The following is a 16,196-nucleotide window of genomic DNA, read 5'->3' as shown; positions in this document are numbered from 1 at the left end:
TTGACGGGCTTGAACCTATTTTTAGTTAAAACATAGCTTAAGGAGCCACAAAATTTTGAGAAAAGAGCCTTGGTTTTTAAAATGAATATTCCTCCATTTTGATTGGCGTTATTGTCCCATTTTCCCAATCATCTCTAATGATTGCATAGCATAAAGAATCTGAAACACTCCCATCGTCATTTTCCCATGAGTTTCGTAAATACCCTTCCTTTACAAATCCACAATGAGATAGTGTTTTACGCATTGGAATATTATCTGCCCGAGTATAAGCCTCTATCCTGATTTTTTTCTCAGGTAATTGAAATAGGTACTTAACTATCCAATGTACACAGTATTTTCCTATCCCTTTACCTCTATACTTTTCACTTAAGCGAAGATCAAATAAAGGAATAGTATCTGAAATATCATGAATTATTACTAGTCCTATTTTCTCCCCATCTATTTCAATCCAGAAAGTCTCCCTGTCCTCGTGATACCAACCATTCCTAAAGCTTTCACTTATTTTTTCCGCTGAACTGATAGTATTTCCATGATATTCCCACTGATTCATTGTCATAAATGAGATTAATTCTTCAAGTTCATTTTCTAATGGTCGAAAATATAAATTTTCCACATTCTTTTCCCTTCTCCTGAACTATAGATTCTTTTAAGTACACCGATAAACTAATTTTAATATTCTGTTATTTATTACTATAGTAAACTACTTCTATACGTTTTTAAAAACTCTATATTGGAACTAAAATGCTCCGAATGATTCCACAAACTGTATTTATTCGGAATTTCGCTTGGAAGATCAAACAAATCGACTAGATATTGTTTTAACTTATTTAAGTCATCTTTTAAACCTATTGGTCCATGTCCTGGAACAGCGATATGGAAGGATAGCTTCGATATTTTCTCTAATATTTCAATCCATTCTGTTGGGCTTCCATCACCTATCATTGGATGATTTTGTATGACTAATAAGTCTCCCATAAAAATGACCTGTTCCGTTGGAACATATAAAAAGGCATCACTTTTTGTGTGACCTCCACCATATGTTATTAGCTGTACTTCTCTCTTACTTCCTTTTATACTATATTGCTTATCAAAAACGATATCAGGTAGTACGAGTTTTAATTGAGGTAAAGTCTCTTTTATTTCTTTTAGTTGGGAAATGACATCCTTCTGTGGACTTGGCTCTTGTTCTAATGTTTGGATATATTCAATTAACTGATCAATTGTTTGTTGCTGCTGCTTGATGCGTGGTGGATGAATTTCTTCCATTAATTCTCTAGTGTAGACTGTGGATATAATTTTACAATCTTCAAAGCTTTGATTTCCACGGATATGATCGCCGTGCCAGTGACTATTAACGACATATGAGACTGGATTTCCTATAAGAACTTCCGCTGCTTTTCTCAAATCTCTTGCCGCTTGAGGAGTATTAAAGGTGTCAAAGATCACTGTTTGGTCACCTAAATCAATAATACCTGCATTTCCAATCCCCCCTCCATATTCCGTTACAATGGCCGCATAGATTCCTTCCTTTATCTTCTCCAATGTAAAATGCTTTGATTGATACATACGATTCCCCCCATCCCTTATCTATTTTCATTGTAAGGTTTTAGTCAATTTAAAGCATCATAATTCTTCAGTAAATCAATAAACACCTCAAGCGCTTTCGTTTTAAATGATGTGCGTAAAACAATGGAAAACTTCCGTTTAAAAGGAGTCCCCACGATTGGAATGATTTTTAATAGGCCCATAGACATTTCCTTACGAATAGTTAGTTGAGATAAAAGTGTAATCCCTAGACCTGATTCAACCGTTTCTTTAATTAATTGCGTACTTCCAAATTCCATGACATCCTTTGGAGCAATAGACATGTGGCGAAAAATTTTCTCTGCCGCCATTCTCGTACCTGAACCTAATTCACGGACAATCCACGTTTCCTCCTCTAAATCGGAAATGCTCACTTCTTTTTTTTGAGCTAAGTGATGCTTGGTTGAAGCGATGACATACATTATATCCTCCGCAAATGGCTCAACTGTTAATTTAGAATCTTTATAGTCTCCTTCAATGATTCCTACATCTAATTGATGTCCCATCACCAATTCTGCAATTTCTTTTGTGTTCCCAATAATAATTTTTGGCTTGATCAACGGAAATTTCTCATGTAATTTTGCTATAAAATGTGGCAGCACATATTCACCAAATGTATAACTTGCACCAATGGAAAGGGGACCACTTGCTCGATTTGTCAAATCATCAACTAAGTTCTGCATTTTCGAATAAAGGCCCAGAATTTCCTTTGCATGATAATAGATAATTTCTCCTGCTTTGTTTAAACGCACAAATTTATTCGTCCGATCTAAAAGTTTCGTCCCATAAGTACGTTCTAACATTTGTATATACTGGCTGACAGCTGGTTGTGTCATGTGAAGCTCCTCAGCCGCACGTGAAAAATTCCCTTTCTCAACCACTGTTACAAATACAAGTAAGTGTTGATCCATTCATATCCTTCTTCCCTCTATTATAAGTTATTACTTATAATTAACATCATATATATTTATTTTCCTTATCGTCAATATTGGCTTATGCTAAAACTATAGAAAAATCACTGGAGGTGTTATTTATGCAAGCAGAAAAAGTTCTACAACTAGAACCAATGGAACCAAAAAAGAAACCCTCCGCTCTATATTGGATCAGTGGTATTGCATTTACGTTCTTTATCGCTCTTCTCGGTTTCTTTTTAGCCATGGTGCCTGGATTCGACCATGTCGGACAATTGGCTTCTGCCATTATTATTGCAGTTATCTATCGTCAAATTTTTGGGTATCCTGAAATGATTCGTTCTGGTATAACCTTTTCTTCTAAACGACTATTGCGTTTTGCTATTATTTTATACGGTTTAAAATTAAATATTGATACAGTTTTACATGATGGGATCGGACTTTTAATTCGTGATGCAGGAGTGATTACCTTTGCCATCCTTTTAACGATTTGGTTGGCTAAAGTGTTTAAAGCTGATAAAAATATTTCCTTATTACTCGGAGTTGGAACTGGAGTATGTGGCGCAGCTGCCATTGCAGCTATTGCTCCTATTGTTAAGTCTAAAGATGAAGATACTGCTATCGGTGTTGGCATTATTGCATTAGTAGGGACGATTTTCGCCATTACCTATACCATTTTACGACCCTTTTTACCTTTATCTGCAGTAGATTATGGAATTTGGTCTGGTATTAGTTTACATGAAATAGCCCATGTTGCCTTAGCTGCAGCACCTGGTGGCGAGGATTCTCTTGCAATCGGACTACTGGCTAAATTAGGACGTGTTTTCCTTCTTGTTCCCTTATGCTTTATCTTTATGTATTTTATGAAACGGAAAAGCCATGGGCAGGAATCTGGTGATAATAAAATTGAGTTTCCTTGGTTTTTAATTGGTTTTATCCTCATGAGTTTATTTGGAAGCTATATTCTAGGAAGTCATATTCCTGTGACAGATGGATTTAAAAACGGAGTATCCAACCTAACTACTTGGTGCTTGACGGCTGCTATGGTTGGACTTGGGCTTAATGTTAGTTTAAAAGATCTTCGTACAAAAGCATTAAGACCTTTGATCGCTATGCTTATCACTTCCGTTTGTTTAAGTATAATCGCCTATTTTATCGTTTAACGATTATTACTAGTTGCCAGCCTTTAACTAAAAGGGTTGGCTTTTTAGTTTTCTTTGTGCTATCATAAATGAATGACAGTCATTCATAAAAAGGGTGATACTCAATGACCAAAAAATCGGAAGAAAAATACGATAAAATATTACAAGCAGCGATTCAAGTCATTTCCGAAAAAGGATATGAAAATACGTCCATCTCAGATATCGTTAAAAGTGCGGGAATTGCACAAGGAACCTTTTATTTATACTTCCCATCAAAAAGTTCCTTAATTCCTGCAATAGCTGATCATTTACTGACGATTACATTTGAAAAAATGAAGCTAGTCGTTTCTGACCAGGACTCATTTTGGATAGTTTTAGAAAAAGTAATTCGTACGACCTTTGAAACTACGGAGGATTTTAAAGATATCATCATTCTCTGTTATTCAGGTTTAGCGATTGAACATTCGATGGAAAAATGGGAGATCATCTACCAGCCTTTCTACCAATGGTTTGAAGAAAAAATCAATCTTGCCATTAAACATCAAGAAATCATTGATACGATTGATGTTAAACTTACAACGAAAATGATCATTAATCTCATGGAAAACACTGCGGAAAGATATTTTATCGGTAAAGAACATGATGCACTAGAAGAAGAATATCAAAAGGAAATTTATAACTTTATAAAAAGATCCTTATCAGCTTTTTAAATATTGGATACTTACATCCAATATTTTTTAGATAAAAAATGAATGATAGTCATTCATTTGGAAAGAAGGGGAGAAATATGGAATGGTTATTATTATTACTAGCTGGCGCTCTTGAAGTCGTATGGGCGACATTATTAAAACATGCAGATAGCCTAATGGATTGGTTGATCACTCTAGTCGTTATCATCATAAGCTTTCTTTTACTCATTCGTTCATATAAGAAAATTCCTGTTGCTGCTGCTTATACAGTTTTTGTTGGAATCGGAACAACTGCAACCTACTTTGTTGGAGTTATTTTAGGAGATCCATTTTCTTTTAAGCAATTAATATTCCTAGTATTTTTAATTACTGGAATCATTGGAATGAAGGTATTTACCACTACTAATAATGAAAGGAGTGAACAATAATGGTTTGGGGATTACTATTGCTTGCAGGAATAGAGGAAGTCATTGCTACTATATCCATGAAATACTTAGATGGATGGAAGAAAAAATGGCCAATTATTGTAATAGTCGTCGGTTTTTCACTGTCCTTTTATTGCCTTTCAACCGCTATGCAAACCTTACCCGCAGGAATAGCCTATGCCGTCTGGACAGGAATTGGTACCATCGGGATTACATTAGCTGACCTTTTTTGGTTTAAAGAAAAGATCAATAAATTTCAGGCTTTCTCACTGCTCTTTATATTAATTGGTGTCATTGGTATGAGTCTCACTTCTTAATGCTGTTATTTTTATAGTTAAAAATGCTGCTCCAATTGTCTTATGTGGAGCAGCATTTTGTTTATTCATTTTTGTACCATTTCATAAAATTGTCTTTTTGAATAACATGAAGAACACATGGAGACTGGGTTTGCCTTTCAATTTTTACATGCTCATCTGAAAAGATCGATTCCACATTAAAAGTGATATAAGGTAATTTTTCTTGTGCCTTTATGGACCGAATATTGTCCTTTTTTGCCCCAGCAAATACAAGCTCTAAATTAAGCTGTTGAAAAGCAAATATGAGAATTTCCTTTTTCGCCCATTCATTATATCCTTTACCCCAGTAGTCAAATCCAATCCAAGTACCAATATGACAGCTCTTTTTGTTATGATCGATATCCTTTAATGTGATCACGCCAATTAAACCTTCTGTTTCACTGTATATGACCCGCGAATACTGTTTACCTTCCTCTTCCTCTTTTTTAATAAATTCGATAAAGCTAATTGTATCCTGAATCTTTTTCACAGATAATCCTAGTGCCTTGCTTACTTGAGGAGCACTAGATAGCTCAAACATGCGACTAGCAAACTTAATATTGTGCGGAACTAACCTATTCATGAAATCTCCCCTTTCTGATGTTTCATTCATTGTTCGACATTTCTTTGAAATTCCCTTCGATGACAGCAGGAATATTGAAACTTTTGAAGAAATGAAGTTATTAAGAGAATATATATAAGGGAGGAAAAAATAGAATGAATTTGTTAGAACACAATATATAAAAACGTATAAGAGGACCTCCTCTACTAAACAATTAAAATTGTTAAAAGAAAATCTGGAGGAGATCAATCATGATAAAAGACGAATTATTTTCTACTTATATACAGGAAAAAAATCAAACCTTTTCAGGATGGGATTTTTCATATCTATCAGAGACTGGGCGTGTGCAAAATGGAATCCTTTCTTGGTCCTATGGAAGTATCGTCCTTCCGCTTATAAAAGAAGCACAAGCCATGCTGGACATGGGGACAGGTGGTGGAGAATTTTTATCTATGTTGACACCATATCCACCAACTATTTGTGCTACGGAATCCTATCCCCCAAATGTTCCAATAGCTAAAAAAAGGCTAGAACCTTTAGGAGTAAAAATTGTGCAAATTGACGATGATAATGAACTTCCATTTGAAGACAATAGCTTTGACTTAATTATTAATCGACATGAATCTTACTCACCAATTGAACTAAAAAGAATTCTTACTAATCAAGGAATTTTTCTTACTCAACAAGTTGGAGGCACTGATTGCTCTCAAATAAACGAACAATTAGGGGCACCTTTAAATGAAGAATTCAATCATTGGAATTTGCGCTATGCAGTTAATGAATTAGAGGATCATGGGTTTAAAATTATTGATCACCGTGAAGAATTCCCTATGCAAAGATTCTATGACATTGGCGCATTAATCTATTATTTAAAAGCAATCCCTTGGCAGGTACCTGATTTCACTATTGAAAAATATCAGGATCGACTCTATCAAATCCATAAAATCATACAATCCAAAGGCTATTTCGATGTACAGCAATCTCGATTTATAATTAAGGCCGTCTTAGAATAGAAAAAACCGGTTATACCGGTTTTTTCTGCTTAATTGGGATTTAGCTACGGGGGCGACCGGTCATTATGTAACTTACACTTTTCCTTTTGACACACATTTTTGGACTTTTTCCCTCATTATGTGTCTCCACCCTTGCCTTGGACACACATTTTTGACCTTTTTCGCTCATTATCTGTCTCCACTCTTGCCTCTGACACACATTTTTGACCTTTTTCCCTCATTATCTGTCTCCACTCTTGCCTTGGAGACACATTTTTGACCTTTTTTTCCCGATTATGTGTCTCCACTCTCTCCTCTGACACACATTTTTGACCTTTTTCCCTCATTATCTGTCTCCACTCTTGCCTTGGACACACATTTTTGGCTTTTTTTCCTCATTATCTGTCTCCACTAACACCTTGGAGACACATTTTCATCCTTTTTTCCTCATTATCTGTCTCCACTCTCTCCTCTAACACACATTTTCAATATTTTTTCCTCATTATGTGTCTCCACTAACACCTCTGACACACATTTTTGGCCTTTCTTCCCGATTATGTGTCTCCACTAACACCTTGGAGACACATTCTTGTCCTTTTTCCCTCATTATCTGTCTCCACTCTTGCCTTGGAGACACATTTTTGACCTTTTTTCCTCATTATGTGTCTCCACTCTCTCCTCTAACACACATTTTCAATATTTTTCCCTCATTATGTGTCTCCACTCTTCTCTCAAAGACATTTTCAACCTTTCTTCCTCATTCTGTTGCTCCATTCTAACTTTCAAAGTATTTCTTTAATTTCCTTCAACGCTTTGGCTGTTTGAATATGGTTTAACCAACTAGCTTGAACAGTAGTTTGTTTAGTGGTAACTAATTCAACAATATCCATATCATGGAGTACGGTATAGATTGGTTTTTTCAGTCCATTTATCCTTGAAGCAGACATTTTTCTAGCGAGGTGAGGGTTTAAATGAAAAGCAAAATCAATAACCGTGGATTTTTCTGGTAAGGTGATAATATCCATTTTCGGTGTAAACACTGTTAGTTCCTTTTGAAATAATTCAAATGAAATCAAGTCGTGAAATTCAATTGGATTTGTTGTTACCGATTGTACAGATTGAATCGTATCTTTTAATATTTTGCTACTAAGCGTTGGTATAGGATTGGTCTTTAATAATTGGAAGATACTTGTCTGCTCGGTTTGAATAATAAATTTTACTTCTATTTCATTAATGAGAACTTTTGTAGTGAGATGTTTTGAAAACATACTTTTCTCTATGGCAATATTGTCTTCGAAATGTTCTAGGGGTTGAAACAGTTGGTGCACAATTCCAAGAGCAGTGTAGCAATGAATGGATTCTTTAGTTGTTAGCTTAATCATGAATAATTCAGCTAGTGGTTTTTTTTCCTGAATAATAGATGCTGCTTTGTAGATTGGTTCCCTTTCCCAAGCCATCTTAATATCAAGATTTCCCTTACTTCTTATTATTCTGTCTGAACAGGTATCAAAAATAGCGATAAATGTTTTAGTATAATTAATAACTAGCTTTTGGACTTCGTGAAATTTTGGCGGGTTTAAATACTTAAATGATAATTCCTCTAATTCCTCCTGCATTTGATACAACCCTAGCCGTTCCGCTAATGGAGAAAAAAATAATAATGTTTCATTGGCATATGGAACCTTCTTTTCAATTTTCTTTACTTCCAGTGTTCTCATATTATGTAACCGATCGGCAAGTTTGATAATAAGAATACGAATATCCTTCACCGAAGCAGATAATAGCTTTTTTACATTTATTGCACTATATTCCTCTTTGTGTAGATTCCCTTTTTTCTCCTTCGTTAAGCCTTCAACAATTAAAGCAACCTCTGAACCGAAGGAATCTCCAATTTCAGGTAAAGTGACACTCGTATCCTCCACAACATCATGGAGTAGAGCAGCAATTAGCGTAGTATGATCAGCTTGGTAATTCATTAAAATTTCACACACAGCTATCGGGTGAATAATGTAAGGTTCTCCGGTTGCCCGTTTTTGACCTTTATGTGCATCTTTTGCAAATAATAAGGCACGTTCTAAACTTTCAATCTCATCCTCTTGTAAATATAGAGCTTGGTCAAAATTCACATTCATACCTCCTTGGTTATATTTACAATAATAGGTCTATATGTGAATGAATTGCTTATGAAAATTAGAATTCAAGGAAATAATACGATGAGTATTCAACATTATGGAGTGAATAGAATTGAACTTCAATTCATTTTGGTACTTCCTATTACTTATATATAGCGTAATAATATTTATGTTTACCATATTTAAAAAAAGAAATATACAAACATTATTATTAATATTTGCGATAATCGGATTTGGTTATTTCATTGAGACGATAATCTTTAACTTTTTAGGAAGCTATGATTATTACCCTCATATAATAAAATCCCCATCCTTTTATGATAATAATTTGGGGGCATTCTTCTCCAATGCATTAGCACTACCAGTGACAGCTACCTTCATCGTAACCCTTCATTTGCATTGGGTTTGGATGATTTTATTTTCACTTTTCTTTGTTGGAGTAGAATGGCTGTTTTTGAAGCTTCATATTTATTCACATAATTGGTGGACTTTAGTACATACAGGGGGCGGAATTTTTGTATATTTTGCAATAGCAAAGTTGCTTTATCAACAAATTCTACGTCGAAAAAATGAATTCTTTCATTATTTAATTCTTTATTTCATTGTCGGAAGTATTTCGGGAAGTGCACATATTCTACCCATTATCTTTTTTTCGAATCGAGTGTATCACCCTGGCTGGTTTGCTGATCCAGGTCGTGATTCTATGGCATTAGCAGCTGTATTTTATTTATGTGCTAGTTTTTACTATTGTCTTTTAACAATACTGGCATGGAAAATTGAGTGGGTAAAATATGTTCTAACAGGAATCCTGATGTATATAGTAAACCTAATTCTTATCTCCGCGGGCTTTCTCCAGAGTCTAGTATGGTGGGATATCCCGTATTATGTTGTATTGTCTTTAGTACTTTTGAAGATCTCAATAGTAGTTGAAAAAAGGTTATCCGGCACCAATGAACCAGCAAATCAAGAAAACTATTTTTAATTTGCCTTATTGGTGCCTGACACCGACTTAAATTATATATTCCTGATGCTTTTCGTAGTCACTTTTTTTGCATTCAAGTATGAGCTTTGTTCCTGTTTCTTCATAGCTCGTGTTAATCACATGGGCATATTCGTTGAAATAAGAAATGATGCCTCCCTTGTCATAAGGGATTAACATCTCACATTTGATATAATCTGTAAAGATTTCTTTTCTTATTAGTCCAACCAACTCATCCATTCCAATTCTCTGTTTAGCTGAAAGAAATATATCTTCCCCTCTAACCGTTGGAATTTGCATATCCTTTAAATCGGATTTATTGTAAGCATAGATCGTTGGGATATTTTCAATTCCAATATCCTTCAATGTTTCATTTGTAATATTGATTAATTGCTCATAATTTGGATTAGAATAATCAACGACATGGATGAGTAAATCACTTTCTGCCACCTCTTCTAAAGTTGAGCGGAATGCTTTTACTAGATGATGTGGTAGCTTACTAACAAATCCAACTGTATCCGTTAATAAAAATGATTTTTGATCTGCTAATGAAATATTTCTTACGGACGTTTCCAAGGTAGCAAAAAGCATATCTTTTTCAAAAACCTGTTTATTTTCAAGTGGATTAAACTTTTCCACCAATGCATTCATAATTGTTGATTTACCTGCATTCGTATAACCAACTAATGAAACAACAGGTACATTATTCTTTTTCCGTTGTTTACGTTGCGTTTTGCGGTGGGCCACTAAAACCTCCAGTTCTTTATTTAATGCTGTAATCTTGGCTTCAATTTTACGGCGATCCAGCTCTAATTTTGTTTCACCGGCACCTCTATTCTTTAAACCAGACCCACCACCTTGGCGTCCTAAGGATGCACGTAATCCCACTAATCGAGGAAGCATATATTGCAGTTGGGCAACTTCAACTTGAAGCTGAGCCTCTTTTGTTCTAGCACGTTCAGCAAAAATATCTAAAATTAAAATCGTTCGATCAATGACTTTACAATCAATATCCGCTTCTAAGTTTCGAATTTGTGATGGAGATAATTCGTCATTAAAAATCACTACATTCGCATCCAGCATTTCCACAAGTGCGCGAATTTCATCGATTTTCCCTGTTCCTACATAATGGGACTTATTTATTCTTTGTAAATTTTGTACGATTTCTCCGCCAACTTCTATATCACATGCATCAGTTAAATTTCGCAATTCCTCCATTGAATAGTCAAAATCAGGCTGATGATTTAGATTTACACCGACTAATATCGCTTTTTCTCTTTGTTCCATATAATTGACCTCCATTGTAATATTACCCTGTCTGTACGAAGCTGAGTAACGGATATGATTAGCATCCCCAAAAAAGGAGTCACTAAAAAACAATAAACTAAGGGAACAGCCCCACGATTACTTATATACTATCCTATTTTGTTTGGTTAAAAATTGAAAAAAAGACAACAAAAAAGAGGGCAGAATCGTCTCTCCCTCTACTTGTTATATATTTAGGAAAATCAAACACTATGATTTTCTTAAAGAATATAAAATAGGTTCCCTGAAGTAGGCAGACCAATCCGGTTACTCTGTACAAAGACAGAGCCTTTGAGCACTATTCAATTAGTAGCACAAACCATTTAATCGGATTGAAATGAACTTCAAGGCAAACCCTCCGTTCTGTAAAAAGTTATAAATATCTTACCATAAAACAAATTATGATGACAACATCTGGTCACCTTAATTTTCAGTTTTTTTACAAAAAGGATGTTTTTCCAATATGCAGGCTGCCAAAGTTCATCTAGCACCTTCTGCCTCTTGAATAAAAAATACCTAGCAAGGGCATCCCTTGCTAGGTATTTTTTCTCGCTTATTCAATAATATTAATTTTACCTTCTGCTAGTTTTGTAGCCACATTACCGAAATCGTCGACTACTTTGACTTCGATGACGGCACCTTCAACTTTTATGTTGTTTGTTGCTGTCCAGTAACCAACATAATGGCCTTCAGATGTTTCCATCATTGGCAATTCTGTTGCATTATCATCTTCAACATTTGTTAAAGGCATGTGGATAGCAAATGTTGCTTTAAGTCCAGGTTTACTATCAAATTCAATTTTGACAGAACTTCCTGGCTTCAGATCTTTATTTTCTGTTGGCAATAGGTTTTCGATTACAGGTCCATCGTATTGTGCAGTGACTGTAATTTTTTGAGTCACTTTATTGCCTGCTTTATCTTGAGCAACCACTTTGATTTCGTTTTCTCCGTTTTCTAGCATGATACGCTTAGAATATTTTCCATCTTTTACAGTTGCTGCTTGACCGTTTACTTTTACCCAATCAAGGTTAGCATCTTCTACAGTACCTTCTACAGTCACTGTTTCTTTGTTTGTTTTTTCATTGTTTTTCGGACTATCAATTGAAAGAGTTGGTTTTGTTTTATCCAATACTACTTTAACCGGAGCGGATTCTTCCGTTGATCCAGACTCTACAGAAGCTTTCACTGTTAAAACATTTTCTCCTTCTGCTAACGTAACATCAGAAGCAAATGTTCCATTTTCAGAAGCTTTAACAGTTGTGACTTCTTCACCATTATTTAAAATATGCACATCTGTAGCTGGAGAAGCTGTACCTTCCACTTTTACTGTTTCTTGATTTGTAAACTCTCCATCTTTCGGAGATGTAATGGTTGGCACTTCCACTTCATAGCTAACACGTGCACGAATCATATAGTTTCCTTCATCCGCAGGTGATGGTGACCAAGCCCCACCAACTAATTGCCAGCTACGTTTTGCATTTGGTCCATTCTCATCCGTTCCTAATCCAGGAGTATTAGGATTTGGTTGTGATTGAATATAAACCATATAGAAGTCTCCATTTACGACAATTCCTTGTGCCGAAAGGTCGACAACTGTCCAATCACCATTTCGTAGTGCTGTAGCATCAATTGGTCCAGCAAGTTTCTTACCTGGTGCTCCATCAGCTCCAGAAGCATCCCAAACTTCTACCTTGAACTCTGTGCCACCCGGTACAGGCCATTCTGTATCCCAGAAACGGAATACACCTGCTGTAACAATTGCAGATTTTTTGCCTTCTGGTAATGACATTTTCACTGCCCAGCCATTTCCTGCATCATAGAATGCGCGTGCATTTTCGGCTGTACCGTCATCATAACCGATATCACCGCCAGGATAGCTGATGATTGGCTCTAAGTCAATGTTGATATTGGCTGTTTCTCCACCATTTACTGTCACTTCAATATCTTGACCATGATAGTAAGGTGCAATAACTTTTAATGTGTAAGTTCCTTCATATGCGGTTAGATCATAATTTCCACTTGCATCAGTTTGAACCGGAGCGACAGCCGCATCTTCTACAAGTAGAACAGTTGCCCCTTGTACTGGTTCACCTGTTGAGCTATTTGTTACAGTACCACTAACATTTCCTTTTGCTAATTCTTCTAATACAAAATTCGCTGTTGCCACACCATTATTTTGGATGTTTACACTCTGCTGTGCAGGGCGGAATCCATAAGCATCAGCTTGTAGAGTATATGTGCCAGCTGCATGGGACATTTCGTATTCACCATTCGCTGGATTTGTTGCTACAGAACGTCCAGTTTCTACTACACTTACTTGCGCACCTATAGGTAATAGTGTAGGATTAACTTGTTCCTCTTGGGTAGGAGGAGCATCTTTCTTAGGTAATTCCGGTTTAATTGTAGCTGGATTTACCTTTTCTTTTTTCGCTGAGTCTTTTACATCATCTTTAACCACACCTAATGTACCTTTACCTGCAGAAGTTTTTCCACTAATTGATGTTGCTGAAAGTTTCACATCATCAATATACCAGCCTTGTTTCGGAACACTTCCGTCGGATTTTAAATTGAATCCAATATAAATACGTTGTCCGCTATATTGCGATAGATTTACTTCTTGATTTGTCCAGCTACTTGTTGTGCCATTTAATCGTAAAAGCTGTGTCCAGTTCTCACGATCAGTTGAAACAAATACATGGGCAAAATCATAGTTATTCTCTAATTCATACCAATTTTTGAATTGTAGATATGTGTTTCCTTCTGGAAGATCGATTGGAGGCATAACAAGTGTCATATTGGCACTATTATCATAGTTTCCAGCAAGATTCGTTGCATATACCTTTTCACCAGAAGCAGCACTTCTTGGTCCAGAAGTTGGTACACCCCACTGCCATGTATCTTTAGTTCCAAAGGAAGTCCAACCAGTTGGAGTGGATTCGAAGTCTTGAGAATAACCAACTGTGATACCAGCTAGGACATTAACTTCATAGATTTCGCTTGTCACTTCATTATTGCCAAAGTCTAATACTTTCCAACGATATTTTAAAGAAGGTTCTTTAATCTTGTCACCAGGGATGACTGCTGAGTATTCTCCAGTTTTGAAATCTCCGGATTTTCTTTCAGCATTTACGCTTTGCCATTCCCCATTTTCATTTTGATACTCTACTGTAACAGATGATACACTAACATTGTCACTTACTTGTGCAGATACAGTTAAATCCATGCCTGAATATGTTTCAGAAATTGCACTGTGCTCTAAAGTAGGTGCTTCCGTATCATCTCCAGCTTTCGCTACTTGACCTTTTACTTTTCCAAGTCCATTCATAATGGAAGATACTGCGTCAAAGGCGTTTACTAAGCCATGCCCATATCCATTGTTCGGAGAGTTAGGGAATGTTGAATCTGTTAATGGTGTTGCTGTATCCATTAGAATTTGTTCAATTTCATCAACAGTAATTGCCGAATTGACTTGACGTAATAATGCAGCTACTGCCGAAACATGTGGGCCTGCCATCGATGTTCCATTCCAACCACCTTCATAAGCACTTCCTGGAACTGATGAGCGAATATTTACACCTGGTGCTGATACTTCAGGCTTAGTCTCATTATATGGAGATGGTCCTTGTAATGAGAAGCTTGCTAATTTATTGTTGATATCTGTTGCACCTGTAGCAAAGCTTTCTGGATAGTTTGCTGGATTGGCGACTGAACCAGGTCCACCTGGATTGAATATATCTGTATTACCTGCAGAGAATTCTGGGAAGATTTCTGCTGCTCTCCAGTTTTGAACCATTTCACGGTACCATTCATCTAATCCAGGTCCGCCTCCCCAAGAATTATTTACTACATCAGGAGCCATTTCTGGGTGTGGGTTCCCTTGGGCATCTTTAGGAGCTAAAACCCATTCACCTGCTTCTAGTAGATCAGCATCTGTTCCACCAGCGGCTGTGAATGCTTTTACAGCAATCCATTTTGCACCAGGAGCGACTCCAATTTGATTAGCTCCATTTGGTTCAGAACCAACCATCGTTCCCATCGTATGTGTACCATGTCCGTGATCATCATATGGTGTTGCTCGGCCAGCAGTTGCATCGAGCCAGTTCATGGCATTAGTTGGTGAATTTGGATTGGCAGGATTATATCCTCGGTACTTTTCTTTCAATGCTGGGTGATCCCATTGAACACCAGTATCAATACCTGCAATGACCGTCCCAGTACCATCGATTCCCATATTCCAAACCTGTGGTGCACCGACACGATCAATATTCCATTCGATACTATTTGTTTTTTCTTTTGGTTCAACAGCTGGTTTTACTACTTTATTTGGCGCTTGAATTACATTACTAAACAGCTGACGTGTTTCATTCGGAAGAACTTTTCCAACAGCCTCAAAGTTTGAAAGCTTTTGCATGACTTCCTTCGTCGCTGTTACCGCCATTCCATTAACAATATAGAAAGATTCGAAATCCTTCACATTGCCATTCTTCTGTTCTTTTTCGAGGAACTTAATAACTTCAGCTTGTGTACTCATCGCTGTTGCACGTAATTCGGATACAACAGCTGAACGTTTTGCAAGTTCTGTTTTCACTGCTGAAAGATTTGCCTTGTTTGCATTTTCGGCTGCTTTTTTAGCGACCTTTTTCGTGTCTGCCTGCTCTTTGAATTTAATAAGGAAAGTAACCTGATCATTGTCAGACTTAAATTGTTGTAAAAGCCTTTCACTGACCTTGGAACTTGTTACCCCTCCTTTAGTGTCAAAGAGTGAAGTGTGTGGTTTTTTCGTTACAGATAATGATTCTGCATTTGCAAAACTTGGTGTAAGCAAGGATACAGACATCAGTACGGTAGCTAAAACCGAGGTGGCCTTTTTGACCTTTTTTCTTTTCATTTCTAGTTTTCCTCCCCTCTCAAAATAAAAGATGACAACTACTTTCCTCCTTTCTATAGACTGCTTGGTGAAGGTTCTTAGTTGTCAAAATAAATATATCTCTATAAACAAAAAATATTTGTCATAATTTGTCGCTGTTGGTCTGAATTTTCAGAAATTAGTAGAATCGTATCAATTAACATTTTCATAAAGTGCCAAAAGAACTACACAAGCCCATTCTTTTTAATGAAAAAGGTTGAGATCTCAACCTTT

14 protein-coding genes are annotated in these 16,196 nt (G+C 36.3%); 6 read left to right on the top strand and 8 right to left on the bottom strand.

From position 1 onward, the window contains the following. Positions 1-76 precede the first annotated feature (76 nt). The 3 genes from I5818_RS02685 to I5818_RS02675 all read right to left on the bottom strand — a co-directional run bounded on the left by I5818_RS02685 (position 77) and on the right by I5818_RS02675 (position 2,495). Complete coding sequence (locus tag I5818_RS02685; RefSeq protein ID WP_078109136.1) at positions 77-613, bottom strand: GNAT family N-acetyltransferase; 537 nt, start codon at positions 611-613, stop codon at positions 77-79. 77 nt (positions 614-690) lie between these two features. After that, a complete protein-coding gene (locus I5818_RS02680; RefSeq protein WP_078109137.1) occupies positions 691-1,566 on the bottom strand; it encodes an MBL fold metallo-hydrolase in 876 nt (291 codons plus the stop codon). A 44-nt stretch (positions 1,567-1,610) separates the two neighbouring features. Beyond that, positions 1,611-2,495 carry a LysR family transcriptional regulator gene (locus I5818_RS02675; protein ID WP_078109138.1) on the bottom strand — a complete coding sequence of 295 codons (885 nt, stop codon included), beginning with the start codon at positions 2,493-2,495 and terminating at the stop codon, positions 1,611-1,613. Positions 2,496-2,650: 155 nt separating this feature from the next. Here I5818_RS02675 and I5818_RS02670 point away from each other — a divergent pair, with 155 nt between their 5' ends. The 4 genes from I5818_RS02670 to I5818_RS02655 all read left to right on the top strand — a co-directional run bounded on the left by I5818_RS02670 (position 2,651) and on the right by I5818_RS02655 (position 5,068). Continuing rightward, a complete protein-coding gene (locus tag I5818_RS02670; RefSeq protein WP_180213693.1) occupies positions 2,651-3,658 on the top strand; it encodes a YeiH family protein in 1,008 nt (335 codons plus the stop codon). Positions 3,659-3,762: 104 nt separating this feature from the next. Continuing rightward, positions 3,763-4,347: a TetR/AcrR family transcriptional regulator gene (locus I5818_RS02665; protein ID WP_058004104.1), complete on the top strand. Its 585-nt coding sequence runs from the start codon at positions 3,763-3,765 to the stop codon at positions 4,345-4,347. Positions 4,348-4,424: 77 nt separating this feature from the next. Continuing rightward, entirely contained in the window at positions 4,425-4,754 is a 330-nt protein-coding gene (locus I5818_RS02660) for a DMT family transporter (RefSeq protein ID WP_078109140.1), read from the top strand. Continuing rightward, positions 4,754-5,068: a DMT family transporter gene (locus tag I5818_RS02655; protein WP_058004102.1), complete on the top strand. Its 315-nt coding sequence runs from the start codon at positions 4,754-4,756 to the stop codon at positions 5,066-5,068. The genes I5818_RS02660 and I5818_RS02655 overlap by 1 nt, the downstream gene beginning before the upstream one ends. Before the next feature lie 61 nt (positions 5,069-5,129). Here the strand turns inward: I5818_RS02655 and I5818_RS02650 are convergent, their stop codons facing one another. Further along, the gene (locus I5818_RS02650; protein WP_078109141.1) at positions 5,130-5,669 is read right to left on the bottom strand and encodes a GNAT family N-acetyltransferase; all 540 of its coding nucleotides are present in this window, start codon (positions 5,667-5,669) and stop codon (positions 5,130-5,132) included. Between the two features lie 230 nt (positions 5,670-5,899). Here I5818_RS02650 and I5818_RS02645 point away from each other — a divergent pair, with 230 nt between their 5' ends. Beyond that, the gene (locus I5818_RS02645) at positions 5,900-6,661 is read left to right on the top strand and encodes a class I SAM-dependent methyltransferase (RefSeq protein ID WP_078109142.1); all 762 of its coding nucleotides are present in this window, start codon (positions 5,900-5,902) and stop codon (positions 6,659-6,661) included. Positions 6,662-6,777: 116 nt separating this feature from the next. On the opposite strand, the gene I5818_RS02640 is transcribed toward I5818_RS02645, so the two are convergent. Continuing rightward, positions 6,778-6,987 carry a hypothetical protein gene (locus tag I5818_RS02640; RefSeq protein WP_078109143.1) on the bottom strand — a complete coding sequence of 70 codons (210 nt, stop codon included), beginning with the start codon at positions 6,985-6,987 and terminating at the stop codon, positions 6,778-6,780. A gap of 435 nt (positions 6,988-7,422) precedes the next feature. Continuing rightward, on the bottom strand, positions 7,423-8,766 hold the full coding sequence (locus I5818_RS02635) for an HD domain-containing protein (protein ID WP_169846854.1): 1,344 nt from the start codon (positions 8,764-8,766) through the stop codon (positions 7,423-7,425). A 118-nt stretch (positions 8,767-8,884) separates the two neighbouring features. On the opposite strand from I5818_RS02635, the gene I5818_RS02630 reads away from it, so the two are divergent. Beyond that, positions 8,885-9,754 carry a hypothetical protein gene (locus tag I5818_RS02630; RefSeq protein ID WP_078109145.1) on the top strand — a complete coding sequence of 290 codons (870 nt, stop codon included), beginning with the start codon at positions 8,885-8,887 and terminating at the stop codon, positions 9,752-9,754. Positions 9,755-9,781: 27 nt separating this feature from the next. Here the strand turns inward: I5818_RS02630 and hflX are convergent, their stop codons facing one another. Together hflX and I5818_RS02620 are read right to left on the bottom strand one after the other, a co-directional pair. After that, complete coding sequence (gene hflX, locus I5818_RS02625; RefSeq protein WP_078109146.1) at positions 9,782-11,038, bottom strand: GTPase HflX; 1,257 nt, start codon at positions 11,036-11,038, stop codon at positions 9,782-9,784. Positions 11,039-11,609: 571 nt separating this feature from the next. Continuing rightward, entirely contained in the window at positions 11,610-15,944 is a 4,335-nt protein-coding gene (locus I5818_RS02620) for a S8 family serine peptidase (RefSeq protein WP_078109147.1), read from the bottom strand. Between the last annotated feature and the right edge of the window lie 252 nt (positions 15,945-16,196).

It is taken from the genome of Heyndrickxia oleronia, assembly GCF_017809215.1.
GTDB lineage: Bacteria > Bacillota > Bacilli > Bacillales > Bacillaceae_C > Heyndrickxia > Heyndrickxia oleronia.
This window is presented reverse-complemented; position numbering and strand designations above follow the sequence as displayed.

What these genes read in the sequence shown, in the direction of transcription:
- I5818_RS02680 (WP_078109137.1), bottom strand. Translation starts at nt 1,566, where the DNA reads ATGTATCAATCAAAGCATTTTACATTGGAGAAGATAAAGGAAGGAATC.
- I5818_RS02650 (WP_078109141.1), bottom strand. Translation starts at nt 5,669, where the DNA reads ATGAATAGGTTAGTTCCGCACAATATTAAGTTTGCTAGTCGCATGTTT.
- I5818_RS02665 (WP_058004104.1), top strand. Translation starts at nt 3,763, where the DNA reads ATGACCAAAAAATCGGAAGAAAAATACGATAAAATATTACAAGCAGCG.
- I5818_RS02620 (WP_078109147.1), bottom strand. Translation starts at nt 15,944, where the DNA reads ATGAAAAGAAAAAAGGTCAAAAAGGCCACCTCGGTTTTAGCTACCGTA.
- I5818_RS02675 (WP_078109138.1), bottom strand. Translation starts at nt 2,495, where the DNA reads ATGGATCAACACTTACTTGTATTTGTAACAGTGGTTGAGAAAGGGAAT.
- I5818_RS02660 (WP_078109140.1), top strand. Translation starts at nt 4,425, where the DNA reads ATGGAATGGTTATTATTATTACTAGCTGGCGCTCTTGAAGTCGTATGG.
- I5818_RS02655 (WP_058004102.1), top strand. Translation starts at nt 4,754, where the DNA reads ATGGTTTGGGGATTACTATTGCTTGCAGGAATAGAGGAAGTCATTGCT.
- I5818_RS02645 (WP_078109142.1), top strand. Translation starts at nt 5,900, where the DNA reads ATGATAAAAGACGAATTATTTTCTACTTATATACAGGAAAAAAATCAA.
- hflX (WP_078109146.1), bottom strand. Translation starts at nt 11,038, where the DNA reads ATGGAACAAAGAGAAAAAGCGATATTAGTCGGTGTAAATCTAAATCAT.
- I5818_RS02640 (WP_078109143.1), bottom strand. Translation starts at nt 6,987, where the DNA reads ATGAGGGAAAAAGGTCAAAAATGTGTGTCAGAGGAGAGAGTGGAGACA.
- I5818_RS02670 (WP_180213693.1), top strand. Translation starts at nt 2,651, where the DNA reads ATGGAACCAAAAAAGAAACCCTCCGCTCTATATTGGATCAGTGGTATT.